At 48.5% G+C, this 26,442-nt stretch carries 19 protein-coding genes; 11 read left to right on the forward strand and 8 right to left on the reverse strand.

Annotated elements, in window-relative coordinates:
• Positions 1 to 17 precede the first annotated feature (17 nt).
• The 3 genes from treY to BGO59_RS05590 all read right to left on the reverse strand — a co-directional run bounded on the left by treY (position 18) and on the right by BGO59_RS05590 (position 6,505).
• On the reverse strand, positions 18 to 2,774 hold the full coding sequence (treY, locus tag BGO59_RS05580; RefSeq protein WP_293681827.1) for a malto-oligosyltrehalose synthase: 2,757 nt from the start codon (positions 2,772 to 2,774) through the stop codon (positions 18 to 20).
• Between the two features lie 246 nt (positions 2,775 to 3,020).
• A complete protein-coding gene (gene treZ, locus BGO59_RS05585; RefSeq protein ID WP_293681878.1) occupies positions 3,021 to 4,880 on the reverse strand; it encodes a malto-oligosyltrehalose trehalohydrolase in 1,860 nt (619 codons plus the stop codon).
• An 11-nt stretch (positions 4,881 to 4,891) separates the two neighbouring features.
• Positions 4,892 to 6,505: an alpha-amylase family glycosyl hydrolase gene (locus BGO59_RS05590; RefSeq protein WP_293681881.1), complete on the reverse strand. Its 1,614-nt coding sequence runs from the start codon at positions 6,503 to 6,505 to the stop codon at positions 4,892 to 4,894.
• Between the two features lie 282 nt (positions 6,506 to 6,787).
• On the opposite strand from BGO59_RS05590, the gene BGO59_RS05595 reads away from it, so the two are divergent.
• Entirely contained in the window at positions 6,788 to 7,078 is a 291-nt protein-coding gene (locus BGO59_RS05595) for a hypothetical protein (protein WP_293681884.1), read from the forward strand.
• 58 nt (positions 7,079 to 7,136) lie between these two features.
• On the opposite strand, the gene BGO59_RS05600 is transcribed toward BGO59_RS05595, so the two are convergent.
• Positions 7,137 to 7,889, reverse strand: coding sequence for an RNA methyltransferase (locus BGO59_RS05600; protein ID WP_293681887.1), 753 nt, complete (start codon positions 7,887 to 7,889; stop codon positions 7,137 to 7,139).
• A gap of 31 nt (positions 7,890 to 7,920) precedes the next feature.
• Here BGO59_RS05600 and BGO59_RS05605 point away from each other — a divergent pair, with 31 nt between their 5' ends.
• From BGO59_RS05605 to secG, 6 genes are all read left to right on the forward strand, one after another.
• The gene (locus BGO59_RS05605) at positions 7,921 to 10,569 is read left to right on the forward strand and encodes a BamA/TamA family outer membrane protein (RefSeq protein ID WP_293681890.1); all 2,649 of its coding nucleotides are present in this window, start codon (positions 7,921 to 7,923) and stop codon (positions 10,567 to 10,569) included.
• 183 nt (positions 10,570 to 10,752) lie between these two features.
• On the forward strand, positions 10,753 to 12,225 hold the full coding sequence (miaB, locus tag BGO59_RS05610) for a tRNA (N6-isopentenyl adenosine(37)-C2)-methylthiotransferase MiaB (protein ID WP_293681893.1): 1,473 nt from the start codon (positions 10,753 to 10,755) through the stop codon (positions 12,223 to 12,225).
• 80 nt (positions 12,226 to 12,305) lie between these two features.
• The gene (locus BGO59_RS05615) at positions 12,306 to 13,664 is read left to right on the forward strand and encodes a sigma-54-dependent Fis family transcriptional regulator (RefSeq protein WP_293681896.1); all 1,359 of its coding nucleotides are present in this window, start codon (positions 12,306 to 12,308) and stop codon (positions 13,662 to 13,664) included.
• Entirely contained in the window at positions 13,654 to 14,220 is a 567-nt protein-coding gene (gene lptE, locus BGO59_RS05620) for an LPS assembly lipoprotein LptE (protein ID WP_293681899.1), read from the forward strand. The genes BGO59_RS05615 and lptE overlap by 11 nt, the downstream gene beginning before the upstream one ends.
• A gap of 84 nt (positions 14,221 to 14,304) precedes the next feature.
• Entirely contained in the window at positions 14,305 to 15,129 is an 825-nt protein-coding gene (locus BGO59_RS05625) for a hypothetical protein (protein ID WP_293681902.1), read from the forward strand.
• A gap of 71 nt (positions 15,130 to 15,200) precedes the next feature.
• On the forward strand, positions 15,201 to 15,593 hold the full coding sequence (gene secG / locus BGO59_RS05630) for a preprotein translocase subunit SecG (RefSeq protein ID WP_080055163.1): 393 nt from the start codon (positions 15,201 to 15,203) through the stop codon (positions 15,591 to 15,593).
• A gap of 64 nt (positions 15,594 to 15,657) precedes the next feature.
• On the opposite strand, the gene BGO59_RS05635 is transcribed toward secG, so the two are convergent.
• Complete coding sequence (locus tag BGO59_RS05635) at positions 15,658 to 16,365, reverse strand: hypothetical protein (RefSeq protein WP_293681910.1); 708 nt, start codon at positions 16,363 to 16,365, stop codon at positions 15,658 to 15,660.
• A 257-nt stretch (positions 16,366 to 16,622) separates the two neighbouring features.
• Here BGO59_RS05635 and groES point away from each other — a divergent pair, with 257 nt between their 5' ends.
• The 3 genes from groES to BGO59_RS05650 all read left to right on the forward strand — a co-directional run bounded on the left by groES (position 16,623) and on the right by BGO59_RS05650 (position 19,219).
• A complete protein-coding gene (gene groES, locus BGO59_RS05640) occupies positions 16,623 to 16,919 on the forward strand; it encodes a co-chaperone GroES (RefSeq protein ID WP_293681913.1) in 297 nt (98 codons plus the stop codon).
• 115 nt (positions 16,920 to 17,034) lie between these two features.
• The gene (gene groL / locus BGO59_RS05645) at positions 17,035 to 18,672 is read left to right on the forward strand and encodes a chaperonin GroEL (protein WP_293681916.1); all 1,638 of its coding nucleotides are present in this window, start codon (positions 17,035 to 17,037) and stop codon (positions 18,670 to 18,672) included.
• Positions 18,673 to 18,796: 124 nt separating this feature from the next.
• Positions 18,797 to 19,219, forward strand: coding sequence for a DoxX family membrane protein (locus BGO59_RS05650; RefSeq protein ID WP_293681919.1), 423 nt, complete (start codon positions 18,797 to 18,799; stop codon positions 19,217 to 19,219).
• Positions 19,220 to 19,536: 317 nt separating this feature from the next.
• Here the strand turns inward: BGO59_RS05650 and BGO59_RS05655 are convergent, their stop codons facing one another.
• Both BGO59_RS05655 and BGO59_RS05660 read right to left on the reverse strand, forming a co-directional pair.
• Positions 19,537 to 23,259: an RICIN domain-containing protein gene (locus tag BGO59_RS05655; protein ID WP_293681922.1), complete on the reverse strand. Its 3,723-nt coding sequence runs from the start codon at positions 23,257 to 23,259 to the stop codon at positions 19,537 to 19,539.
• A 91-nt stretch (positions 23,260 to 23,350) separates the two neighbouring features.
• Positions 23,351 to 24,010 (reverse strand): ABC transporter ATP-binding protein, encoded by a 660-nt coding sequence (locus tag BGO59_RS05660; protein ID WP_293681925.1) that lies wholly within the window; start codon positions 24,008 to 24,010, stop codon positions 23,351 to 23,353.
• A gap of 148 nt (positions 24,011 to 24,158) precedes the next feature.
• Between BGO59_RS05660 and sucC the strand changes: the two genes are divergently transcribed.
• Positions 24,159 to 25,376 (forward strand): ADP-forming succinate--CoA ligase subunit beta, encoded by a 1,218-nt coding sequence (gene sucC, locus BGO59_RS05665; protein WP_293681928.1) that lies wholly within the window; start codon positions 24,159 to 24,161, stop codon positions 25,374 to 25,376.
• A 79-nt stretch (positions 25,377 to 25,455) separates the two neighbouring features.
• Here sucC and BGO59_RS05670 read toward each other — a convergent pair whose 3' ends face one another.
• Positions 25,456 to 26,289: a M48 family metallopeptidase gene (locus BGO59_RS05670; protein WP_293681931.1), complete on the reverse strand. Its 834-nt coding sequence runs from the start codon at positions 26,287 to 26,289 to the stop codon at positions 25,456 to 25,458.
• Positions 26,290 to 26,442: the final 153 nt, after the last annotated feature.

Below are 26,442 nucleotides of genomic sequence, written 5' to 3' on the forward strand. Positions count from 1 at the left end.
AACCTAAGGATTTCCTCTTAAGTTGTCAGGCTGATCAGGCCCAACGGTAATTCGGAAAATACATCGGCTACACTGATCTGGGCTTCCAGGCGGCCTCGGGCCTTTGTTAGCCGGTGTTCCCATCGTTTGGGCGTTTCATCGGGTAGTAAAATATGGGTATCATCCCAGTCGATGCTAACAGGAGAGGTTTGTTGATCGCGGCACAACTGGGCAATACCCAGAGGGATGGCTATCACATACCATTGCTGGGTGTCGTGTCGGGCAAAGGCCAGCACCTGTTCTTTGTAACGTCCTTCTATCCTCAGAGGAGTATAGTGGCCCTCAGCAAACAGCATGGGTTGTTGCTGGCGTTCCTGTAGCAGGGTGTAAATCAGCCGTAGTTTAATCTGACCATCATAGCGACTCTTCCATAGGTCCTGCCAGTCAGGGTCATATTCGAGCAGGGTGTCGAGGGCCTGGCACCGTTGTTCGAAATCGACCGGGCGACGATTATCGGGATCGACCATACTCAGATCCCAGCCTTCACAACCCTGATACACATCAGGCAGTCCGGGACACGTACATTTAAGTACGACTTGTATGAGTGAATTGATAATGCCCAGGTCGGTTATCTGCCGATAGAAGGTGTCGAACCGTTTCCAGAAGGGCCGATTCGTATCCAGTAGCTCATGAGCAAACGCCTTCGTTGCGTCTTCATAGGCTGTGTTGGGCGTGTCGTGACTTGAGTACCGTTTGGCTTCCCGCAGGGCTTTTTCCAGATACTCGTTCAGGCGGTTGGGGAAGTCTTCACCGTCCTGATCGGGCATGGGATAGGCACCCACCAACGTCTGGTAAATAAAATATTCGTCATTGGGATCGGGCGAGTCGATGAAAGTAGCTTCTTCTTCTGAAGATTCTGGCCCATTGATCGCTACAGATGACTTGAGGGGTCGGTTGAGCGTTTGCCAGATGCGCACTTCGTCGATCCACTCGTCGGCCAGATCGGTCAGCACGTTTAATCGACTACGTACATCTTCACCCCGTTTGGTATCATGCGTTGAGGTGGCGTTGAGTGCCAGGGGCCACTTGGCCCGTCGATCAATCATTTTCTGGTGGAACTCATCAACCGTCAGGCCAAAGTAAAGCGGAGAATCACCCACTTCGTCGTGCCCGATAAAGCGTGTGTAAGTATACATTAGCGTATCCTCTACACCTTTTGCCATAAGAGGCCCTGTAAACTGCATACAGCGTTGGTAGAACCGTAGGGCATGGTCGTTATAGGATGAGTTACCCGCTTTCGGTCTGGTCAGAAGAACGTCTTCCAGTAGGTCGATAGCCGATGCCAATCGTGATTTGCTGGTTCGTATACGGTCGAAAATGCTGCGGACGGCGTCGGCTTCTGAGGAGTCGAGCGGCATCTGGTTGCCGTAGTACCGATAAACGGGGCACTGAATCAGAAATTCGCCAATGGCTTCTTTCAGGGTATTGTCAGGGAGTCCAGCCAATTGCTCCTCGCTGGCTAGCTGAAGTTCGCTAAACAGGTGGAATAGATTGTCCAGTTCGCCACCCATGTGCTGGAAAAGGATGTAGGCCTTCTTGTCGTACAGTTCCTGACGAACTACCTGTCGTTCGCCTACCAATTCCTGGTAGAACCGGGTGAAGCTTTGCTGGCTGCTGGTTCGGGTCAGCAGATTATTAACAATAGAGAGAAAACCGTAGCCAGTAGCCCCCTGAATAGGCCAGTTGGCAGGCAAATCCTCGTCGTCTTTCAGGATTTTTTCGACGATAAGGTAAGCGTCATCACCGGACAACTGGCGTAACCGTTCCAGATACTGGCTGGGATCATAAAGACCATCAATATGGTCGACGCGCAGGCCCTGAAATACGCCCGTTTCGAGCAGGTTTTTCGTGTAGCGATGCACATGATCGAAGACATTCTGGTGCTGAATGTTCAGACAGATCAGGCTGTTGACTGTAAAAAAGCGTCGGTAGTTGATTCGGGCATCGGTTTCGCCGTAAGAACACAGCCGATACACTTGCTCATTGGCTATGCGTTTCAGCTGGTCGGGGCTTTTATTTATCGTGTTTAGGCACTTGTTCAGGTACGACTTAGTAGCGGGTTGGCGTGACCACTCGGCCAGTTTCACCTGCAAAGCGGTACTGTGTAAGGCATAGGTTGTTGGATCGGTTATACCTTCCAGTTCGGATACCTGGGCGATCCATTCCTGGAGCAGTTCGGAAGGAGCCTCATCAGCCGCTTGCAGAATGGTAGCGTAGGAACGTAGGTGAATTGGATAGTTTGTATCGAAGTAGGCAAGTACGAATCGCTGGTTCTGATAGGCTACAGTTAGTTCGCCTTTTCGGAGTACTTCGTCCAACGGTTCGCCCAGAAAAGGTACCATGAGTCGACCATGATGATGCGGACTGTCCCAGTCGATGTCGAAAAAGGTGCTGTAGATGGATAAAGGGCCTTTTTCCAGCACATCCATGAGCCAGCCGTTGGCCGGATGAAACGCCATATGGTTGGGTACAATATCCTGTAGCCAGTCGATACCACGTTGGGCCAACGCCTGATGAATATGCCGTAGCTGTTCGTCGGTGCCGATTTCGGGATTGATTCGTTGCGGGTTGACGCCATCATAGCCATGGACACTCCCCGGAACGGCCTCAAAAATAGGCGATGCGTATACGGTTTTGATGCCTAATTTATCCAGATAAGGGATAATTCGTTCAAAGTCAGTGAAGGTAAAGTCCTTGTGAAATTGGATTCGGTAGGTTGAAATGGGATTTCTCATGACCCAGCGCGTAAATAATAATGGATTCGGGTTTTAGCGTGTTAGGCACCCTTTCTGACCATGTATCGGGTGCTGCAAGGGCCGTTAGTTGATGATCGGGTTGTTAGATGCTATCATGACCAATGAGTTACCGTTACAGTTTATTCTTCTGAAACATAGTTTCATTCTGTGGATCGGCACCAGCATCGCCATCTGAATGAAGACGAGAAAACTCTACTTACCGACTCTGAGCACCGCTTTTTCGCGTTATTGCCATTCGCGTGATAACCGGCCTGTATACAGGGCAACACTCCAGGGTGGCAGATTAACAGGTTGACCAGGCGCTAGTTGGTTGGGCAACAGGGCTATATCTGTTGAGTTGGTTTCCTGCCATTGTGCCTCTTTCGAATCCAGTTGTTTGTCCCACTGCGTAACCCAGACGGGAAGGGTATAGGAGATGGGCTCTTCCGAAAAGTTGAAGAGGATGTTAGCATGCTGTTGGCCATCAATAGTTTGGCGGTGTAGCACAAAGCCCGATTGCCCAAGTACCGTAACCCGAATATCGTTCTTGCTGACATTCCGCAGCACAGGAATCGACTGCCGTAATTCGATTAAGCGTTTGTGCCACGCCAGCATCGTGGCATGTCGTCCTTCGGTTCGGGTATGCCATTGTATTTTCGACTGTACAAACGTGTCTTTGTCGGCAGGGTCGGGGAGTTCGGCGTCGCCAATGAACGCTTTGAAATCGTTCTTGCGACCTTCCCGAACGGCGTTGAGCAAGGCGGGGTCGGTATGGCTGACGAAGTAATAAAAAGGAGATTCATCGGCGTATTCTTCACCCATAAATAGCATGGGAACATAGGGCGACAGCAGCAGGGCTGCCGCTGCCACTTTCTGACGGTCAAAATCGACCAGGAGCGAGAGCCGTTCGGTGCCGAGCAAATTGCCAACCTGATCGTGATTGAGGTTGAAAACAACGAACCGATCGCCAGGAATACCTGCCGATGATCGACCAAATTTCCGTTTGCGAAGCGAAGCATAGTCGCCACTGGCTACGAAACCATCGGTATAGGCTTTGGCAAGCTGTTCCATTCGGCCGAAATCATGATACCGCTGGCGGCCGGGTTTATGGATCAGTACATGCAACGCATGGTGAAAATCGTCGAGCCACTGGGCATCAAAACCATACCCGCCCGCATCGGGTGATTTAACCACGCGTGGGTTGTTCAGGTCGGATTCCGCAACCAGATAAAGCGCCCGGCCGAGTCGTTCTTCCAGATAAGCTACCTTGCTGTGGGTCAGTTCCCAAATATGGACGGCCCCCATGTCAAATACTTCATGAATGGCATCGAAGCGCAGGCCATCGACATGATACTGTTCAAACCAGAAAAGCGGATTATTGGACACGTAGTCGCGCACACCATCCGACCATTCTCGGTCATAGTTTATTGCATTACCCCAGGGCGTATGGTATTTGTCGGTGAAGTAAGGACCAAACTGGGTGAGGTAGTTGCCTTCTGGACCCAAGTGGTTATACACAACGTCCAGAAAAATAGCCAGTCCACGTGCATGGCAGGCATCGACCAGTTTTTTTAGCCCGGTTGGTCCGCCATAGGAGTCCTGAACCGAATAGGGGTATACCCCGTCGTAACCCCAGTTACGCTCGCCCGGAAACTGACAGACGGGTAACAATTGCAGGGCATTTACGCCCAAGTCTGCCAGATCATCAAGTCGGGCTATGATGGCTTCAAATGTACCCTCTTGGGTGAACGTACCCACATGTATTTGATAAAAAATAAGATCATGAAAAGGTAAGCCACGCCAGCCCTCATCCTGCCAGTGATAGGCCGAGTGATCAATAACCTCCGATGGGCCATGAACGCCATTGGGCTGAAAATGAGAGGCTGGGTCCGCAAATTCGCTCTGGTTGTCCAGCCTGTACAGGTATTGGGTGCCTGGTTCAATACCCTCAACTTCCAGCTTGAAATACCCCCATTCATCACATAACATGGGCAACTCTCGTTGTTGGGGGTGTACAATATGCAGGGTTACAGATTTACATTTGGGTGCCCATACCGTAAATACGCAGCGCCCATTACTGGTATATGTTGCTCCTATTGGTTTCATGTGTTCGTAAGTTACTCGTCAAGTAAGCGTATTAATAGGCCTTCGTCGCCACCGAGGCTGATGCTGTCGGCTACCTCAGCTCCTTCCCATTCGGGTACTGTTGCGATTGCGACAATGCCTTTTAATGAATTGTCTTTGGCGTTAAAATAAGCGGGTCGATGGCTCAGGTTCAGCAGAATAAGGAAACGAGGATGGCCTTCCAGTTGCCGGATATAAGCGATAAGCTGTGAGGTAGCGTTAACAGGTACGTAGTCGCCAACCATTAGTGCTGGCTCCTGTTGCCGGAGGCCGATCAATTGTTTATAGAACGAAAGCATGGAAAATGGGTCTGCTTCCTGTCGCCAAACGTTTTCCCTATCGAAATTACGAGCCACTCGTAACCAGGGTTTGCTTTCTGTAAAGCCTGCATTAGCTGTGTTATTCCACTGCATGGGCGTTCGGGCGGGGTCACGGCTTAGGTTTTTATCGGGCATGTTTAGCCCTTGCGGGTCCTGGACTTCATTGAAGGGGATCGGAACATCGCGCATCCCGATTTCTTCGCCATAATAAATAGTTGGCGTACCGCGTAGGGTTAGCAGCAGCAGGGCAGCTACTCTGGCCTGTTCAGTGCCCACCCGGCTCGTAATGCGGGGCTGGTCGTGATTACCCAGCACCCAGTTGGGCCATCCGCCCTTGGGCAAAAGACCTTCATACTGGTCGATAGTAGCCGCAATTATCTGTGCATCCCAGGGTAGGGTTAACAGTTGAAAATTGAAGGGCAGGTGCGCCCCATTGCCATCAATACCGTAATAGGTAACTAATTGATGGATAGGGAGATATATTTCGCCAATCAGCAGCCGCTCTGGATAGGAGTCGATGACCTGCCGCATTTTTACTACGATATCATGAACTTCAGGCTGGTCAGTAGAGTAAACTGGCAACAGCTGCTCATACGTCGCCATGTGGGACTGATAGTCGGGGTTGACGGGGTTATCCCGCAGGTTTTTATCCTTGATCATGTGCCACATCACATCTACCCGAAACCCATCAACCCCTTTGTCGAGCCAGAACCGCATAACATTCAGCATGGCTTCCTGCACCGCTAGATTTCGCCAGTTCAGGTCCGGTTGCTCCTTCAGAAAAGCATGGTAATAATACTGCCCGGTGTGTTCGTCCCATTCCCAGGCGCTTCCGCCGAAAACGCTGAGCCAATTGTTGGGTTCTGACCTATCAGATTTACTGTCGTGCCAGATGTACCAGTCCCGTTTCGGGTTATCGCGCGATGAGCGGGATTCGAGAAACCAGGGGTGTTGGTTCGATGTATGGTTGGGAACAAGGTCCAGAATCAATTTCATACCCCGGCTATGCACCCCCGTCAGTAGTTCATCGAAATCGTCTAGTGAACCAAAAATGGGGTCGATATTCTGATAATCAGCAATGTCGTATCCAAAGTCGGCCATTGGGGATGGGTAGACCGGGGAAAGCCATATAGCCGTCACGCCCAGTTCGTTCAGGTAATCCAGTCGTTTCAGGATACCCCGAAGATCACCAATGCCATCACTGTTACTGTCCTGAAAGGATCGTGGATAAATTTGATAGATAATTCCCCCCTGCCACCATATATATCCTGATTTACTCTCGATCATAGTATTGAGTCGTTACTAATGGGTGCCGCTGACCGTCTAACGAATCGTCCGATGCGCTATCTGACTACTATGCCTCTTTAAATGAAGGGAAAGCTATTTTTGTTTGCTAAACAGGATGTATTACTCCCAAAAATTGAGGAAATGGCTGCCGGAAATGGTCAGGGACAAGACAACTCGTTGATGAATAAAAGGGTGGTGCATCGTTATTTTTTTCATTCGTTAAACGAAGCCGGTAAGTCTGGGGTCTACTAATACATACTACACCTATATGTTATTTTTCTAATGATAATTGATCAGTTTACTATTGCCACACACCACAACCTTCTTACGGATATACACACAAACGGCGTTTTTATTGGCGTATTGAATAAACCCGATCTGCGTATTAATCTCCTTTACTGGAATCGATTTCTAGTCGAAATCCACTGTCAGTTTATTGGCCAGGAATGGGAGCCTGTCAAGGTTAATTACCAACTTCGAACAGAAGTTTATATGGATTTATTAATGTCCAGCCTAACTCAGCAACAGGTTTGTAAGCTCCGCGACGCCATCCATAGTCAGGAAACAAACTGATTACTTGCTAGTGCGACCTATTGTGCTTACGCTAAGAGCATTACGAAGAACGCTAAAGTCACGTCGTAACTCGTCGGATATTGTCCAGTAACACCGCTGTGGCAATACCGACGTTCAAGGATTCAGCTTCTCCGTATCGAGGAATGGTAACAGGCTGGGTGACATACCGGGCAAGGTCGGGTCCGATACCATTCGATTCATTACCCATCACCAGATAACCAGATTTTGCGAATGGGAGCGTATGCACATCGGCACCGTTCAGAAAGGCACCGTAAACGGGTATAGCGCCAGCCGATTGAGCGAGTACCTGAACCACATTGCCATACCACCAGTTTACTCGGGTAAAGGAGCCTTTGCTGGCCGAAATAACTTTCGGATTATAGATATCGGCAGTTGTCTCGGAGCATAAAATTTTTCGGACGCCATACCAGTCAGCAATGCGGAGGATAGTGCCCAGATTGCCAGGATCACGGATGTCATCTAAAATCAGGGCAATTTCGTCGGGCTGAGCCAATAGCGGGCGGTTCTCTTTCGTTCTGACCACAGCCAGAGCCGCATTATTACTTTCGAGCGTTCCGGCGCGTGTCAACTCCGCTTCGGAAACGATTTCGACAGCTATTCGTTGGCGATCTGTAAGGTGAGCGTTTTCTTTGTAAAATGCTTCAGTCGCTATTACCAGTTCGGTCTGGAAGGTTGATAGCAGAACCTCTTGGACGCTCTTGGCTCCTTCGACCAGAAAGGCGCCGTGTTGTTGCCGGTATTTTTTCTGGTGCAGTGACTGAATGTATTTAAGCTGATTTTTGGAAAGCATGTTGTTAGGAATGAATAATGTAAAATGGATAATGAATAATAGTATACGGGTACTTCGTTCGTACCATTGTTCATCATTCATTGTTCATTGTACATTAATTATTTCGCTGTCCAGTTGCCTGAGTACCAAGCGGCTGGGTATCAATCAATATATCCTGACGGCTCAAACAGTAAAAGGTAATCGAGCTATTTCCCGAGAAAATCTCGAAAGCCTGATTCCTCAAAAACCGAACCGGCGGGTACTGGGTCTACCCATTACGCCACCCCTCTGGTTTTATCAACTGGGCCTACGTCGATACAATCGTGAAAAGGCTGTTCAGGAGTTAGAGGCCAAAACTAATGAATTTGAACAGCAAAGCCAGCAACTGGCCGACCAGCCCAGGGAACTCAAAAAACTGAATAAACAATATAGCCGTAAACTGAAGCGTCTACGTGTGAAGGCTGAGGAAGGCAACTGGCTGATGCGGAGTCTGGGCGAACCCCCTTCTTATTTTGCCGAAGCAGATGCCAAGGCCAATACGGCCAAAATGCAGAAATATCTGTCGGACAAAGGGTTCTTCAATGCAAAAACAAGTTATACCCTCGACACGATTCGTCGGTCGCAGATTCGGGTAAATTATTTGATTCGAGAAAACGAAGGGTTTTATCTGCGCAATATCAGTTATCAGATTGCCGATCCTCGGGTCGATTCAATTGTGCGGCAGTCGTTCGACCAGTCGAAACTTAAAGTGGGCGAACGATTCGATTTCGATAATATGTCGGGGGAGCGCGTTCGGATAGAGTCGCTGCTGCGCGATCAGGGATATTACACCTTTTCTCGTCAGTATATCCGGGCTACCGATGTCGATACCATTCGCCGGGGTAATGCCCGTCGGTATCTGGAGGGGGTTGAACCCGGCGATTCGACCCGCCGGACGGTTGATGTGGCCATTCTGATTGTGAATCCGCCCGGAAGAGCGTCGCATCCGATTTACCACATTGGTGATGTCGATGTTCAGATAAGCCCAAACGGCGATTTGGCTACTAATGGTCAGCCTGCCATTATGAGTTCGCTGGATACCATGAAGCGGAACGGGATTAGCTACATGCTGAGCGGTCAGGATATTTCGCTACGGCTGCTGGAATCAAAAATTCTGCTTCGTCCCAATCAGCTGTATAGCCAGACCAGCTTCCGGGATACGCAGCGGCAGTTGTTCATGCTGAATCAGTTTAAATACATTAACCTCACGTTCACGGATACCACCAACCGGCGATTGCATGCGCTTGTAACAGCTAGTCCACTGGATAAATACGAGGCTACTGCCGAAGGGGGAGCGACTGGACTGTTCTACCAGGGGCAGGGGTATCCAGGTGGATTTGGAAGTCTGGTTTTTCGGGTACGTAATCTGTTTGGCGGGCTGGAAACGTTGGAAACCTCGGTTCGGTATGGGGTAGAAGCCCAGACGGGATTTGTGCCTGATCCGAATAATTTTAACAAAGTCGTGTATGCGTCGCAGGAGTTAGGCGTCAGTAGTTCACTGATTTTTCCGCAGATTTTATTGCCAGGTCGCTTTCGCTTCCGCTTTACACCGTATGCTCCCCGTACTCAGGTTAGTTTAAGTTTTAACAATACCTTTCGCCCTGACTTTCGCCGGTCACTGCTTCGGGCCACTATGGCTTACAACTGGCAAACGACCCCTGCCAAACAATTCAATTTCCTGATTGCCGATATTAACCTGATCAATGCTGGAGATGGTACAAATAAGGTCATAAGTCAGGCGTTTTACGATCAATTATTAGCCTTACGAAGCCAGGGAAGCACTGTTTATCTAAACTTTTTTCGGCGCTCGCTCAGTTCAAGTTTTAGTTTCGCTTATACCTATAATACAAATACCCCTGGCCAGAATCGTCGGGCCAATTTCTTTCGTACAGTTCTGGAGTCAGGTGGAACCACACTCAATTTCTTTTCAGATAAGACAGTGGCTGGCTGGAGTGAAGAAAATGGGGGTATTGGTGTTCAGCTCTATAAATTCCTGAGAGCTAGCCTTGACTATCGGCATTACATCCCAATCCGGTCTCGCACAACGCTGGCTTTTCGGGTCAATACAGGGGTCGCTTATGGTTATGGGCCCGGAGGAGGCCCGGTGCCGTACGAAAAACTATTCTTTGCTGGTGGGAGCAATAGTGTCAGAGCGTGGTTACCCAGAAGGCTAGGGCCGGGTTCTGCGTTCCCGTATCAGGCCGGAGATGCGTCAAAACCAGCCATTGACTCCTTAACCGGGCAGTTCAAATATTTATTCGAGCAGCCAGGTAATATTCTGATCGAGGGCTCAGCCGAACTTCGGGGGCGTTTATTTCACCTTGGAGCTGATATCAATGGGGCTGTTTTCATCGATGCAGGCAACGTATGGGCGTTTAGAAGCCGTTCGGCTACAGCCGACCAACCTCGTGCTGGCTCTACCTTTCAATTCGATTCGTTTATTCCGCAAATTGCTGTCGGTACGGGGGTAGGGTTACGGATCGACTTTTCATTTTTCGTGATTCGGCTGGATGGTGGTATTAAAGTGTGGGATCCTGCCCGATTGAATCTGAGTGAAGCTGAGGGGGGAGGGGCTTTTATCCTTCCCAAGTTCTCGCTTGCTAAATTGTCGAGCGGGCCTAATCCGCTGGTAATCAATTTCGGCGTTGGCTATCCGTTTTAAGTCAAGGGTATGAACGTCGCTGTCGACCAGGTCGTTAACAGAATTTAACGGCTACTTTCTGCCAAAATGACAGGATTTTCAGGGCAATCTTCTTAATTTTGTAAAAAAGAGTCGCCAAATCGTAAAGGAAGGCTGTCAGGAACTGGCGACTACCTATCTACGCGTATCGACTACCGACGAGCAATGACACCGATTACTGAACTTACTATACTTCAACCGGCTGATAAAGAACAGATTGATTTACCCCGTACCTCTGAAGAGGAACTGGCAGTGGGTAAAAAAAGACTGTATATCGAAAGCTACGGTTGCCAGATGAACTTCGCCGATAGTGAAATCGTAGCCGCTGTGATGCGGAACGCCGGTTTTGCTACTACCTCGTCGGCCGAGGAAGCTGATCTGATCTTTTTGAATACCTGCGCTATTCGGGATAATGCTGAGCAGAAAGTTCGCAATCGACTCAAGCATCTGACGGGCCTTAAACGTCAGAAACCTGAACTGCTGGTGGGTATGCTAGGCTGTATGGCCGAACGATTGAAAACCAAACTACTGGAAGAAGAAAAAGTGGTTGACATTGTGGCTGGCCCCGATGCCTACCGCGATATTCCGAAACTGGTAGAAGAAGCCGAATCGGGCCAGAAAGCTGTCAATGTGTTTCTGTCTCGCGAGGAAACCTATGCTGATATTTCGCCTATTCGGTTGAATTCCAATGGGGTTACAGCTTTTGTTTCGATTATGCGGGGGTGCGATAACATGTGCAGTTTCTGCGTAGTGCCGTTTACCCGTGGGCGCGAACGTAGCCGTGACCCGCACAGCATTGTTCGGGAAGCACAGGAGCTTTTCGATCAGGGCTACCGCGAAGTGACTCTACTCGGCCAGAACGTGGATAGTTATAAGTGGCAGGGAGCCGGGAGCGAGGAGCCAGTAGCTGCTAACGCCATGCCCCAGGCACCGAGCCTTCAGCCTTTGGTCACGTTTGCCAACCTCCTCGAAATGGTGGCGCAGATTCACCCTGATCTGCGGGTTCGTTTCTCAACGTCGCACCCCAAGGATATTACGGATGATGTGCTACATACTATGGCCCGGTACGAGAACATCTGCAAGTACATTCACCTGCCCGCCCAAAGCGGTAATAGTCGGGTGTTACGACTCATGAATCGGACGTACGATCGCCCCTGGTACATAGGTAAGATTGACCGGATACGGGAGATTTTAGGCGAGGATTGTGGAATATCGACCGATATGATTTCGGGCTTTTGTACTGAAACCGAAGAAGAGCACCAGGAGTCACTATCGCTCATGGATTATGTGCGGTACGATTACGCGTATATGTTTGCCTATTCGGAGCGTCCGGGTACACTGGCTGCTAAAAAGTACACCGACGACATTCCTGAAGAGGTGAAAAAGCGTCGGCTGAATGAAATCATCGCCCGTCAGTTGGAGCACTCGGCCGAACGGAATCAGCGGCACATCGGTCAGGTGCAGCGCGTACTGATCGAAGGGCCATCCAAACGCTCGGATGAGTTTCTGTGCGGCCGCAATGACCAGAACAAAATGGTCGTATTCCCGAAAGGAGATCACCAGAAAGGCCAATACGTCAATGTCCTGGTGACCGAATGTACCTCGGCAACGTTGATTGGCCAGGTAGTTAGTCATTGAATGTCATTCGATGGTCATGAGCTTGCATCAGCAACGAAAGACTGCCTGTTGACTATTAGTGACAGTAAATGACATTTTATATGAACAATCAGGAAATACAGTCGGTTAAGCAACGCTTTGGTATTATTGGGAACGCCCCTGCACTAAACTATGCCATCAACGTGGCCATGCAGGTAGCTGCCACTGACCTGACGGTGCTTATTACGGGCGAGAGTGGAAGTGGGAAAGAATCGTTTTCGAAGATTATCCACAGCCTGAGTGCTCGCAAACACGGCCAATTCATTGCCATCAACTGTGGGGCTATTCCCGAAGGCACCATCGATTCGGAATTGTTTGGCCACGAAAAGGGCTCATTTACTGGCGCCGTCGATTCGCGGAAGGGCTATTTCGAAACAACAAATGGCGGAACCATTTTCCTGGACGAAATCGGCGAAATGCCACTCGGTACGCAGGCCCGGTTGCTGCGGGTGCTGGAAAATGGCGAATTTATTCGCGTAGGTTCATCCAAAACCCAGAAGACCGATGTTCGGGTGGTGGCGGCTACCAACGTGAACCTGATGGATGCGGTTGAAAAAGGAAAATTTCGGGAAGATTTATATTATCGGCTCAATACCGTACCCATTTATGTGCCGCCCCTGCGCGAACGGGGGGCCGATATCGAGCTGCTGTTTCGCAAGTTCACAACCGATTTCGCGGAGCGATACCGCATCAAACCCCTGCAACTGACCGAGGGAGCCAAACAGGTATTGATGTCGTTTCCATTCCCGGGAAATATCCGTCAGTTGAAAAATATTGCTGAACAGATTTCTATCCTCGAATCGGAGCAGAACAAACCCATCGAGGCCGATACACTGGCCAAATACCTCCCAAGTGCTCAACAGCCGAGCCGGACACTGGCCCTGTTTCCGCAATCGTATGCAGGAAACAGTGAGAATTTCTCTGAGCGCGAGTTGCTGTACAAAGTACTGTTCGATATGCGCCGGGATATGAACGAGCTAAAAAAGCTAGTTCGGGATATGCTGGGTAGTGAACAGGATGGCCGACAGATTTTGCATACCCACAAAGACCTGTTTGATTCCATTATTCCTGATAGCGAGCCCCGCCCTACTGGCGATATGGGGGTAACGCGTTTTCTGCCTGCCAACAACGGAACCGTCCGGCCAGATGTGCCACCTCCTTCCGAAACCTATGGCAGTCATCCGCCCGTACAGATTTTTGATGATGTGAATGGCGATATCAATGATCTGACGGAAGTAGAAGATGTTACGCATGAAACAGAAGAGGACGACTCATTGTCGCTGGAACGACAGGAAAAAGAAATGATCCTGAAAGCCCTTCGGCGTAACAATAACAAGCGAAAGTATGCCGCTCAGGCGCTCGGTATTTCTGAGCGGACGTTATACCGGAAAATTAAGCAGTATGAGATTGATGAAGAGTAAGTTCGTAATGGGTAATGAAAAATGGATAATTAAGGATGTCAACAAGGGGCTTCGGTTGCTGCTATACCCATTATTCATTATTCATTGTTCATTGTTCATTACCTCGTGTGGGGTTTATTCCTTCACCGGTTCTACGCTTTCGCCCGATATTAAGACGGTTACCGTAAATAATTTTGTACTGGCAACAGCCGGTGGGCCTGCCAATTTGCCGCTTACATTCAACGAAAAACTGAAGGAATACTATCAACGGTATACCAATCTGAAGATAGTTCCTGCCAATGGTGATATCGTTCTGGAAGGAAATATTACGGGCTACGACCTGCTGGCCGTAGCGCCAACCGCTCAGGATCAGGCGGGCGTTAACCGACTGCAAATCACTGTACTGGTTCGATTTTATAATAATAAAGACGAAACCAAAAACTTTGAGCAGTCATTTTCATTTTACCAGGACTTTCCTCAGGGCCAAACGCTGAGCCAGAACGAAAGCCGTTTGGTTCCCAAAATTCTGGACCAGATTGTCCTCGATATTTTCAATAAGACAGCTGCTGACTGGTAAAAAAAGTAGGGATTACACTTTACGAATTAGGCTTGAAGCCGTACTTTCGCAAATCGTAAGTTGTACCCATAACTAGTATTTTCCTTGCTTTCGCTCGATAAAGAAACCTTTTCTTACTGGGTTACTCACCCCGACGATTTATCTGCAACCGACTTTGTTCAGTTACAGGAAAGTCTGGCAGCGTATCCCTATTGCCAATCATTATATACCTTAACGGCTAAGGCTGCGTCCGTACATCAGCGGGGGCAGGCCATTTCATTTGTGCGTCGGGCAGCGGCCCATGCACTAAGCCGAAATGCGTTGCGTAAGTTGATCGAAAACGAATTCCAGTGGTCCGAAAACCTGTTGTCGAAGCTGAATGAGCTATCGGCAAAGCACGTTCCTATCCCCGACGATTATCAGCAGGAAAGCTACGCGATCTTTAAGTCGAAGGCAGGGCTGAGCAACGGCTTTCCAAAATTATCGCTATTGCGTCTGACGGCACCCGGCGAAGCCGATCGGATCGATACCAAACCATTGCCCGAAGATCCGACATTGGCTGAGACGAGTCTGCAACATGAACTTGTACAAATTGCTGAATCTGTTGAAGACGAACAGCCTGAACTGTCGGCTGCCGATCTGGAGCGACAGCGTCAATTCGATCTGATCGAGAGTTTTATCAAGAACGAACCTAGTATTTCCCGGATTTCGGTGCGAGGAAAGATGAGCGAATCCAACGAACAGGAAGATCTGACGAAGCGAAATAAAACGGTTAGCGGAGGATTGGTAACGGAGAGTTTCGCCAAAATATTAGAGAAACAAGGAAAAATTGACAAAGCCCGTGAAATGTATAAGAAGCTGATGGTGAAGAATCCAGAAAAAAAGGCGTACTTTGCGGCAAAAATTAGTGAATTGGAGAGCCGTCAGTAGCCATAGAGGAACGATTTTTGATCACTCCAATTCAGAAACGCATTAACTAAACAGAGTAAGCATCTTTTTTCATGGTAACGGCACTTGTTATTCTTATTTGTATTCTCACCGTACTGCTGATTCTTATCGTTCTGATTCAGAACTCGAAAGGGGGCGGACTAGCCGGTGAATTTGGTGGATTGGGATCAAACCAACTGATGGGCGTTAAAAAGACGACCGATTTGCTTGAGCAAATCACCTGGGGATTGGGTATCGGGGTGATGGTTTTGACCCTGGCTTCGTACATCATGGTTGATCGTACACAGACCGCCACTATTAATAGCGCAAACGTTGACCGGGCGCAAACTCAAACCCTGCCAGGAGCCGCGGCTCCCAGTGCTGCCAATGGTGCCGCACCAAGTCAGGCTGTTCCAGGGGCTCAGTCGCCGGGAGCTTCTACGTCGGCTTTAACTCCGCAGAAGTAATAGAGACCAGTCGTACACGTATTAAAAAGCCACTCTTTCAATGGGAGTGGCTTTTTAATTGTGGTTAGGCCGCTGCCTGGGCTAGTAACTGGCGGGCAATCGGCAGTAGTGTCTCCTGAACAGGGTAAGTGCGTTTGCTTTCCAGGATAAAAGTTGCTGGATTGGGCAAATGCTGATGTTGACGAATAAGATCGAGCTTGATCTTTTCAAAGGTGTTGACCAGGCTTTTTGTGACGACATCGACCAGGCGTAATTGCACGAGTCGACCGCCCGGTTCGTTCTCTGAATACAGGGTAACCGCGAAATAATACACATGCATGTCGGCATGGCTGGTCGCGTGGAGCAGCAAATACCCTTCTTCAGGCCGAAGTGGTAATAAGCCTACCGGAGCTAAGGTAAGGGATTGAGCAATGTCGGCCCAGCGTTGATGCCCTTCTGTCAGCATGGCCTGAAAGCGGGGGAGGGCGAACTCCATAATGGCATCCAACTCCGCCATAAAGGCAGGGTCCGTTACCTCAGATTTGTATTCGATTCGGGGAGGGGGGCCACTTATTCGACTGACACGCTTGGGGAACGCCCCATTTAGCGTACCTTTGCCCCTCGTAAAACGAAGACCTTCGTGGTAGTGGTCGCGTAGTTCGGGTAAATCGGGACAAAGTTTATGCTCGGCGAAGTTCTGTTGAACACCTTGTAAGTATGCCATCACGACATATTTTTGGTATTCGGCGTCGATCCAATTTTGTGTAAACCAGTCAGATTGTAACTTTTTCATAAGCAGAAATCTGCCATTTGGCGGGAAAATGACTTGGTTAATTTAACCAGTACAGGTTAAAAAACCAAATTCTGTTTGTTAAAAAGACTCAATCTGCCGAAGAAAGTTTAATGAATTAGCCAAATGGCAGTATGTCAGTCCTGAGACTGAAAATTTGACAGTCTGATCGGGTTGGCACAGTAATTGGCGGGTCCAGAACGTCGTGTAACTAAAATCAGTACACAAACAGTTTAAAAAACCTTAATCAACTCATTATCATGGTAGCAGAAACGGAAAGCGTTAAAGTGAACGTGAAACCGCTGGCCGACCGAGTGCTGATCGAAGCCGCACCGGCCGAAGAAAAAACCTCCTTTGGTATTATCATTCCCGATACCGCAAAGGAAAAACCCCAGCGTGGTACGGTCGTTGCCGTTGGCGCAGGTAAGAAAGATGAGCCGCTGACGGTTCAGGTGGGCGATACGGTATTGTATGGCAAATATGCCGGTACAGAAATTACCGTTGAGGGCAAAGAGTATCTTATCATGCGTGAATCCGACATTTTCGCAATCCTTTAATCTCAAATGAATAATGTTTAATCGGGCCGCCTGTGCGGTGTAATGTACAACCGATCTGTACATGAGCAGATGACATTATCCATTCTACATTGTTCATTATTCATTCTTTAAAAAAATGGCTAAGAAAATATTTTTTGATACCGAAGCCCGCGAACGCATTAAGAAGGGCGTCGACACTCTCGCCGATGCGGTGAAGGTAACTCTGGGTCCTAAAGGCCGTAACGTTATTCTGGACAAAAAATTTGGGTCGCCTGCGATCACCAAAGATGGTGTAACGGTGGCTAAAGAAATTGAACTGAAAGACGCCATGGAAAACATGGGCGCTCAGTTAGTAAAAGAAGTTGCTTCGAAAACCGCTGATTCGGCTGGTGATGGTACCACAACGGCTACCGTACTGGCGCAGGCGATCTATTCGATCGGCGCGAAAAACGTAGCTGCCGGAGCAAACCCAATGGACCTGAAGCGTGGTATCGACAAAGCCGTTACGGCTGTTGTTGCTAACCTGGCTAGTCAATCGCAAACGATTGGTGATGATTTCGGTAAAATTGAGCAGGTCGCTACTATTTCGGCTAACCACGACGAGGAAATCGGTACGATGATTGCCGAAGCCATGAAGAAAGTGGGTAAAGAAGGTGTAATCACGGTTGAAGAAGCTCGTGGTACCGAAACGGAAGTAAAAACCGTAGAAGGTATGCAGTTCGATCGGGGTTACCTGTCGGCTTACTTCGTGACCAATACCGATAAGATGGAAGTTGAACTGGATCGTCCGTTCATCCTGATTACCGAGAAGAAAGTATCGTCGATGAAAGAGTTGCTGCCCGTTCTGGAGCAAGTCGCTCAAACCGGCCGTCCTCTGTTGATCATTGCTGAAGATGTAGATGGCGAAGCGCTGGCAACCCTGGTATTGAACAAAATCCGTGGTGCTCTGAAAGTGGCTGCTGTTAAAGCACCTGGTTTCGGCGATCGTCGGAAAGCAATGCTGGAAGATATCGCTATCCTGACCGGTGGCCAGGTGATCAGCGAAGAGCGTGGCTTCAAACTCGAGAATGCTTCGATCGAATATCTGGGACAAGCTGAAAAAGTGCTGATCGACAAAGACAACACAACTGTTGTGAATGGGGTTGGTCACAAAGACGATATCACAGGTCGCGTTAACCAGATTAAAGTACAAATTGAAAACACCACTTCGGACTACGACCGCGAGAAATTGCAGGAGCGTCTGGCCAAACTGTCGGGTGGGGTCGCTATCCTCTACATCGGTGCGGCTACCGAAGTAGAAATGAAAGAGAAGAAAGATCGCGTTGACGATGCTCTGCACGCAACCCGCGCTGCCGTTGAAGAAGGTATCGTAACGGGTGGTGGTATTGCGCTGATCCGTGCTATCCCTGCTCTGGAGGATGTGAAAGCATCGAACGAAGACGAAAAAACCGGTATCAGCATCATCCGTCAGGCTCTCGAATCTCCACTTCGGACGATTGTTGCCAACGCAGGTGGCGAAGGATCCGTTGTAGTAAATAAAGTGAAAGAAGGTGAAGGTGGCTTTGGTTACAACGCCAAGAACGATAGCTATGAAGACCTGTTTGCTGCTGGTATCATTGATCCGAAAAAAGTAACCCGTCTGGCACTGGAAAACGCAGCGTCGATCGCTGGTCTGTTGCTGACCACCGAATGTGTTATTGCTGATGAGCCAGAAGAGGCTCCGGCTGGTGGCGCTGGTCATGGTCACCCAGGTGGCATGGGCGGTATGATGTAATGCCTGCCTGAACCGGGACTTTAGTTTTTTAACAGATTTTCCGGATTATATAAAAACGCTCCTAATCAAACGATTGGGAGCGTTTTATTTTTTGCTTATTTAGCTCATTCATGGGATAATTTTTATGAACAAGTTTTTTTCGGCTGAAGCAATCTGGCAGGAGGGAGGTTTGGCACTAATCCGAATTATAGTAGGGTTACAGTTAGTATACCATGGATGGGAAGTCTTCGACCCGGCCCAGATGAAAGTGTATGCAGCCTGGGACACCTTCAAACAATCGGATTTCCCTTTGCTGATGGTTTATTTGGGCAAAGGCTCTGAGTTGGTTGCCGGAATTTTGCTTACACTAGGGCTTCTGACGAGAGTAGGATGTTTAATTACGATAGGTACCATGCTATACATTACGTTTATTATAGGGCACGGAAAATTCTGGTACGAAGACCAGCACCCGTTTCTGTTTGTACTGTTAGCGTTGGTATTTCTGGTTACGGGCGGAGGGCAATGGAGCGCTGATGCCCTGCTATTTGGAAAAGGCCTGCGTCGTTAAGTAGGGAGAACTAACCAACCTGTAATCGGCTAATGAGTTTTCAGTATAGATATATAAACAAAAAAGCCAAGCGAGACTCTCTCTTGGCTTTCTGATTTACTCAACGTTATGAAAAACTTTTCTTTTCGACACAATTATAAAACAAAATTAGCAAAAACAAATATACTTAACTCAACTTTTTTTTTGCCCTTTGCATAGTCGCTTGATAATGAAGCCGATAAATAAATTTTTTGAGTGTAAATACTTGGTTGTAAATACTTATAATACTCAAAAAATAGGTTATGGCAATTGCGTTAGGAAGGCCACCTTATCTTGGCCTACTGGCTAATGACGAATCTTCTGGTCAGTTGCCGTTTTGAACTAGTATTCAACTGGATAACAAAGATGCCATTCGGCAAGTTCGGTAAGTTTATACGGTGAATGGCTGATTTTTCAAGTGAAATGTTGTCTGTATGCACTTTCTGGCCCATTGTATTGTAAACGTCTATCCTAATAGCCGTAGGCTCCGCAATGGATATATCAATGTCCAGGTAGTCCTTTGCCGGATTGGGAAATAAAGTGAGCGTAGCGTCAAAATCAGCTCCGGCTCGTCCACCGCTCGTCGTACAGCCGACCGATTCCAGTTTCCAGTACTGTACATAGGAGCCACTGAAGGTGTACTGGATAACCATTCCGTTTTCATCCTGATTAGCTATGTCGAGCAGCTTGTTAGAATGGACAGCTTTGAGCGTTGAATACCCATCGGAACTTGTCTGAATGATCCACTTCTGATGGGTGGCGTTCTTATTAGTATCCTGAACAACATTAGCCCGGTCCTGTACGGAAGCATCTTTAACCGCAAGCACCTGCCCACTATGAACAGCTGCCAGTTGATAGGTGTTTGGGGTGTCGCCTGGGCGGAGTTCCCACTTTTGCCAGGGTTGATTGGCATACGTTTGCTGACGTACTATAGCTCCGCTGGCCGTTGCTCCATTTTCTACTGCCAGCACTTTCCCACTCACTCGATTGGTTATTTTGTAGCAGAGCGTTGCTGAGGCTGGAGAGGTCACATTGGTGCACCCGGTTGCTTCAATTTTCCAGTACTGTACATACGATCCACTGGCGGCATACTGGATAACCATTCCACCGTCATTCTGATTGGCTATGTCCAGCAACTTATTAGAATGTACGGCTCTGAGCGTGGAGTAGCCGTCATTCCCTGTCTGAATAATCCATTTCTGATTATTGACATTCGCAGGAGTGTTTTGAACAATGCCTGCCCAGTCCTGGGTTGATGCGTTTTCAACCGAAAGAGCCTGATTACTGTGCAAGGCGATGAGCTGATATGTATTCGATCCGACGGATTGAAACTTCCATTTTTGCCAGGCTTGATCAGCAAATAGGCGTTGTCGTACCGGAGCTCCGTCTGTAATTGCACCGGATTCGACTGAAAGCACATTGCCGCTAATTCGGTTCGTTAGTTTATAACACAGCGTGGGATCGAATTGGGATAGGGTAGAAGAGGCTACGCCTGTAGTTAGACTTACCTCAACCCCCCTCGACCAAGTCGTATCTTTTCGTGTAAAGGCTCGAAAATAATACGTTGTTTGTGGGCTTAAGTTCGTAACGATTACTGAGGTAGCTGTTCCTCGGTAAACAGTTTTACCGCCTTCAACGACCGAGCTGTTCCCCAGAATGTCAGGGTTGGCGATATAGTTGGTTCCTGATGGACGGGCGGAGAAGCCGCTGCCTGTTCGAACGGCAATAAGCACTTCATCGAAGGGGGCTATTGGAGGGGTCCAGGTCAGACTGGCGCTGGCAGGTCCTGACAAAGTAGCTTTAAAATTCTGTACGGCAAGAGTAAACCAGTCGCAATCGGGGTAAAGAGTTATCGAGTCGCTGGCCGATAATCCTTCTTTATCCGTAACAGTAAGTTTTATGAAGTAATAAACTTCGGTATCACAGCCAACAGACGTGAGCGATATAGTCGGCGAAATATCGGTTACTGTCGATACAACCTGTTGTTGGTTATTACGTCGTACTATAACCTGCCATTTATACGTCAGGGTATTAATCGATTCGTCAGTAACGGCGGCTTTTAATGAGTAATTGCTGACCTTATTGGATGGAAAGGAACTGTTCGCAATTGGGCTTGTGATTTTTGCCGTTGGGGCTGCGTTTTTTAACGCAATGAGAAGTTGCTGTTTTGATGAAAGCCCTTCGGGATCAGTTACTGTCAATTGAGCTGTAAAACTCTGCGTGCCGGTTGAGGAGAACGTATGACTTGGATTAGCGAGTGTTGACCTACTGCCATCGCCGAAATTCCAGTTGTAAACTAAGGCATCGTCGTCGGGGTCAGTAGAATCTTCCCCCTTGAATTGTACGGTTAAAGGGCTAGTCCCGCTAAGTTTATCGGCTGATATAACCGCTGAGGGAGGGCGGTTGGTCGCATACGTAATTTTACGAATTTCCCCTGAATTGATATTCGTGAAGTAAAGCGCACCGTCTAGTGGATTGAATTCAATATCCACTATGCCATTCGTACCTCCCGTCGGAACAAATTCGTTTACCGAGGTGATATCGCCTGCTGTACCCAGGCTTGCTGCTTTTATCCAGTTGGCACCATAATCGGCGAAGTAGTAAAGATTACGGTAAGCAGCAGGATATACGGTTCCTGAATAATAGGCCCCCCCAGTCGAACAGTTGCCAGAGAAAGGCTTTCCCGGTACGGGTGAGTCTGCGGCACCAATCAAGGCTGTTGTGGTAGAGAAAGCGGTAAGCTTTGGTACACGAGCGATGTTGTTTGTATGATTCCAGTCAAGTGCCGGAACACTATGTACATAGCGACGCTGGAGACCTGGCAACGGCAGCCCACTACAGGGGTTTACAACCGTAACGACTTCTTCAGATGCCTGTTTTAGCAGGTCGGCAAAGGTTAAAAATGGCTTGGTGCAGGTGTTGGACGGATTCGGTTCGTCTTTGTTTTCGAGTGTTTGGGCGGCTATAGCATAGGCGCTATTTTCCAGAATACCTTCATATAGGGGCCAGCCTGCATTTTCGCCCCCTTGCCGGATAATATGCATTTCTTCCCAGTTATTCCAGCCTACATCGCCTACGAGCAGAACACCGGGATTGCCGTCAACTGCTTTAGTGCTTCCCGTGCCGGGTTGCAAACTCATTCGGCAAGGATTTCGTAACCCTAATGTCCAGACCCGTGAAGCTGCTGAACGAGTATTCGCTGGAATATAGAAAGGGTTACCGGGTACGCCATCGCCTGTATTGGGGTCGAGACGGAGAATTTTGCCGCAGAGAGAGGTAGGCATCTGAGCCCGAAAAGCACCTACGTTTTCGTTGACACGCAGAATGCCATCGTTGATAGCGGTTTGCCAATACGTTTCTGACGAATTACCCAGATCGGTGCTGATATAACTAGCATTGTCGCCAGTTGACACGAGTAATGTGCCATCACGGCCAAATAAAAGCGTTCCCCCTGCCTGCGATTCGTGCGTAAGTGGAATGCCTGTCGATTGACTTTCTCCCAAAAGCACTTTGCGGCTGGTCAGATCGGCGAATAGTCCATCATTGGTTGTGTTTACTTTGTACCGGGTTACCCGGCTGATGGTAGCATTAAAGTACTCGTCTTTAGTATCGCTGTAGGAAGCTGTTCCAAAATGGAGAAGGTGATGACGGTCGACCACATAAAGTAAGTAGATCAGGCCATTTGTTGCAAAGTTTGGATCGAGGCACAGGCTTAACAAACCAAAATCCCGCCAGTTACCAACTTCTGGGCTAATATCGAGTATAGCTGTTGGTTGTTTAATGTATTGTGTTCCGTTCCAAACCGAAACCCAGACACGCCCTGCTTTATCCCAGACGAAAAGTTGTTTGGCATCGGCAGAGAAAACAGTGCCCATGGGCGTATTGTAGCCACTCTGTACTAAGTTGTTGTGGAATCCTGCCGGGAGCTGAGCGAGTGAGTCAGTTGCTTGGATAAGCAGCCATATAATCAAAGAAACGGCAAATCGGCCAGACAGGCGATTGCCAGCGAGGAAGGTAGTCATTCGTCAAATACAAGTTCACTTATGGGTATAGCAATATTAACGATTCTTGGCAGATCGTTAAGCTACTCTTTCACTAAAAATTCGAATAGTATTATGTAAGTACTACGCCATCGCGAATGGTTAATTTTCGGTCGGCAAGGTCGGCTAAATGTTCGTTATGAGTAACGATGACGAAGGTTTGACCGAATTCATCCCGCAGTTGGAAAAATAACTGATGTAGTTCTTCTGCATTCCGTGAATCGAGATTACCGCTGGGTTCGTCGGCAAAAACAATAGCTGGTTGATTAATTAAGGCTCTTGCTACGGCTACTCGCTGCTGCTCTCCACCCGACATTTGAGACGGGAAATGAGATTGCCGTTCACGAAGCCCCAGTCGCCCCAATAACTCGTCGGCTCGTTCACGCACCTGCTTTTCGTATTTTCCGGCAATGAATCCGGGTAAGCAGACATTTTCGAGGGCAGTGAACTCTGGTAGCAGGTTATTGAACTGAAAGACAAAGCCAATTCGTTCGTTCCTGAATTGAGCCAGTTTGCGGTCGTTCAGGTTGAACACATTTTGTCCATCAAGGATAAGTTCGCCCGAGTCGGGTCGGTCGAGCGTACCAAGAATTTGCAGGAGGGTCGTTTTGCCAGCTCCCGATGCCCCTACTATCGAAACGATTTCGCCCGGTTCAATACGTATATCTATTCCTTTCAGTACAGCCAGATTTTTGTAATTCCGGCGGATATTGGTGGTTTGAAGAAGCGACACGAGGTTTTCAGTTTTCAGTTTTCGGTTTTCAGTTGGTGGTTATGGGCTCTTTTTGAACTGAAAACCGAAAACTGAAAACTGAAAACTCTTTTTATTATTAACTTGCCACGCAAAAATACGATTTCCAATCCTCCTTGTTGCAGTTGTCATGAATATACACGAGTATCAGGGTAAAGAAATTCTCAAAAAATACGGTGTCCGCATCCAGGAAGGCATCGTTGCTGAGTCGCCCGAAAAAGCGGTGGAAGCCGCTAAGCAGATTATGGCGCAGACGAATTCCAAGTTTGTCGTCGTAAAATCGCAGATTCACGCAGGTGGACGTGGTAAGGGCAAAGTTGTCGGCAGCGAACAGCGTGGGGTAGCCTTAGCGAAATCGGTCGATGAGGTACGCGACATTGCCAAAAATCTCATTGGTAATGTACTCGTTACGCACCAAACCGGGCCTGAAGGGAAAAAAGTAAATAAGGTTCTGGTAGCACAGGATGTTTTCTATCCAGGAGCGTCGGAGCCTAAAGAAATGTACATCAGCATCCTGCTCGACCGGAGTAAAGCCTGCAACGTGATCATGGCCAGTACCGAAGGGGGTATGGACATTGAAGAGGTGGCTGAAAAAACACCCGAGAAAATTGTGAAGGAATGGATCGATCCTGCCGTTGGTCTGCAGCCGTTTCAGGCACGAAAAGTGGCATTTGGATTGGGTTTGTCGGGTGAAGCTTTCAAAGAGATGGTCAAATTTGTGACCTTGCTCTACAAGGCGTATGTCGATACCGACGCATCGATGTTTGAAATCAACCCTGTTCTGAAAACATCAGATAATAAGATTCTGGCCGTTGACGCAAAGGTTAATCTGGACGATAACGCACTGTATCGCCATCCAGATCTGGCCAATCTGCGCGACATCACCGAAGAAGATCCGCTCGAAGTAGAAGCATCGGCCAATGACCTGAACTATGTGAAACTCGACGGTAACGTAGGCTGTATGGTAAATGGTGCAGGGCTGGCGATGGCAACGATGGACATCATCAAACTGTCGGGTGGTGAGCCTGCCAACTTCCTGGACGTAGGCGGTGGTGCCAACGCCAAAACGGTTGAAGCAGGTTTCCGTATCATCCTGAAAGATCCGAATGTAAAAGCCATTCTGATCAACATTTTTGGTGGAATCGTTCGCTGCGACCGCGTAGCAACGGGCGTGGTAGAAGCTTACAAAGCGATTGGTGATATCCCTGTCCCTATTATTGTCCGGTTGCAGGGAACCAACGCGGCCGAAGGTGCTAAAATTATTGATGATTCGGGACTGAAAGTACAGTCGGCTGTAGAGTTGAAAGAGGCCGCCGAGAAAGTTCGGCAGGTTGTTTCGGCACTGTAAGACGCATTGTATAAAACTTTTATACAGAAAAGCCGGAGTTTGCGCTCCGGCTTTTCTGTGTGTATTTGAGGACAGTTGGCTAGCGACGGGCGCTGGCATAATACTTCTGGGCATCAGGCAATAATTTTTGCAGATCCGCAATCCGACGGGCATCGGAAGGGTGATCGGAGAAAAACTCGGCCGGCGCTTTTCCGCCACTGGCCTTTGCCATGCGCTGCCAGAACGTAATGGCTTCTGCCGGATTGTAACCCGCCATCGACATGAAAATCAAGCCCAGGTGGTCAGCTTCTGATTCCTGATTACGGCTATGCGGAAGGCCGCGACCAAACTGATAGGCCAAAGGGCCCACTACCCCAAATGCCTGCTGAAACAGTGCTTGTGTTTGTGGGCTTCTTGCAGAGGTGGCAATTCCGGTAGCTACCTGACCAGCCTGTAGCAAGCCATTGGCAACCAAACCTTCGCTCATGCGTTCGTTGCCGTGTTCGGCAATGGCGTGTGATACTTCATGGCCCAATACAGTAGCTAAACCGGCTTCGTTTTGTGTATACGGTAAAATACCAGAATATACAACGATCTTACCACCTGGCATACACCAGGCATTGACCTGGCTACTCTGCACCAGATGGTACTCCCACTGAAAGCCTTCAAGTCGTTTTGAATAGCCGTTGCTGTTCATATAACTCTCCACAGCCTGACGGATGCGGTTACCCACACGGGTTACCATTTCGGCATCATTGTTCGAGGTTGGAACAACCCGGCTCGTGTCCAGAAACGCTTTATACTGGGTGAAGCTCATCGCCAGCATATCGCTGGGTGGAACCAGAATCAATTGCTTTCGCCCGGTTAACGGTACTTTTTCGCAGGCCGTAACCCCGAAAGCAAGCGATAGCATAAGAATCAATACTTTTTTCATTTGTGTGTGTTTAATGGTAGATGACATTCTGACGTATTAAGACTGGTAAGGTACTGGAATTGTTCAAATTTTCTGTCATTCATGTGGTCTACCCCTCTTTAGTCGTTAGATTTGCGATATTCTTCTTGGTTTAAACCTACTGCGGCCGAGCGG

The sequence above is a fragment of the Spirosoma sp. 48-14 genome, from assembly GCF_001898575.1.
In the GTDB taxonomy this organism is placed as follows: Bacteria; Bacteroidota; Bacteroidia; order Cytophagales; family Spirosomataceae; genus Spirosoma.

Coding starts and splice junctions, on each gene's coding strand:
- treY (WP_293681827.1), bottom strand. CDS start 2,774: ATGAGAAATCCCATTTCAACCTACCGAATCCAATTTCACAAGGACTTT.
- treZ (WP_293681878.1), bottom strand. CDS start 4,880: ATGAAACCAATAGGAGCAACATATACCAGTAATGGGCGCTGCGTATTT.
- BGO59_RS05590 (WP_293681881.1), bottom strand. CDS start 6,505: ATGATCGAGAGTAAATCAGGATATATATGGTGGCAGGGGGGAATTATC.
- BGO59_RS05595 (WP_293681884.1), top strand. CDS start 6,788: ATGATAATTGATCAGTTTACTATTGCCACACACCACAACCTTCTTACG.
- BGO59_RS05600 (WP_293681887.1), bottom strand. CDS start 7,889: ATGCTTTCCAAAAATCAGCTTAAATACATTCAGTCACTGCACCAGAAA.
- BGO59_RS05605 (WP_293681890.1), top strand. CDS start 7,921: ATGAATAATAGTATACGGGTACTTCGTTCGTACCATTGTTCATCATTC.
- miaB (WP_293681893.1), top strand. CDS start 10,753: ATGACACCGATTACTGAACTTACTATACTTCAACCGGCTGATAAAGAA.
- BGO59_RS05615 (WP_293681896.1), top strand. CDS start 12,306: ATGAACAATCAGGAAATACAGTCGGTTAAGCAACGCTTTGGTATTATT.
- lptE (WP_293681899.1), top strand. CDS start 13,654: ATGAAGAGTAAGTTCGTAATGGGTAATGAAAAATGGATAATTAAGGAT.
- secG (WP_080055163.1), top strand. CDS start 15,201: ATGGTAACGGCACTTGTTATTCTTATTTGTATTCTCACCGTACTGCTG.
- BGO59_RS05635 (WP_293681910.1), bottom strand. CDS start 16,365: ATGAAAAAGTTACAATCTGACTGGTTTACACAAAATTGGATCGACGCC.
- groES (WP_293681913.1), top strand. CDS start 16,623: ATGGTAGCAGAAACGGAAAGCGTTAAAGTGAACGTGAAACCGCTGGCC.
- groL (WP_293681916.1), top strand. CDS start 17,035: ATGGCTAAGAAAATATTTTTTGATACCGAAGCCCGCGAACGCATTAAG.
- BGO59_RS05650 (WP_293681919.1), top strand. CDS start 18,797: ATGAACAAGTTTTTTTCGGCTGAAGCAATCTGGCAGGAGGGAGGTTTG.
- BGO59_RS05655 (WP_293681922.1), bottom strand. CDS start 23,259: ATGACTACCTTCCTCGCTGGCAATCGCCTGTCTGGCCGATTTGCCGTT.
- sucC (WP_293681928.1), top strand. CDS start 24,159: ATGAATATACACGAGTATCAGGGTAAAGAAATTCTCAAAAAATACGGT.
- BGO59_RS05670 (WP_293681931.1), bottom strand. CDS start 26,289: ATGAAAAAAGTATTGATTCTTATGCTATCGCTTGCTTTCGGGGTTACG.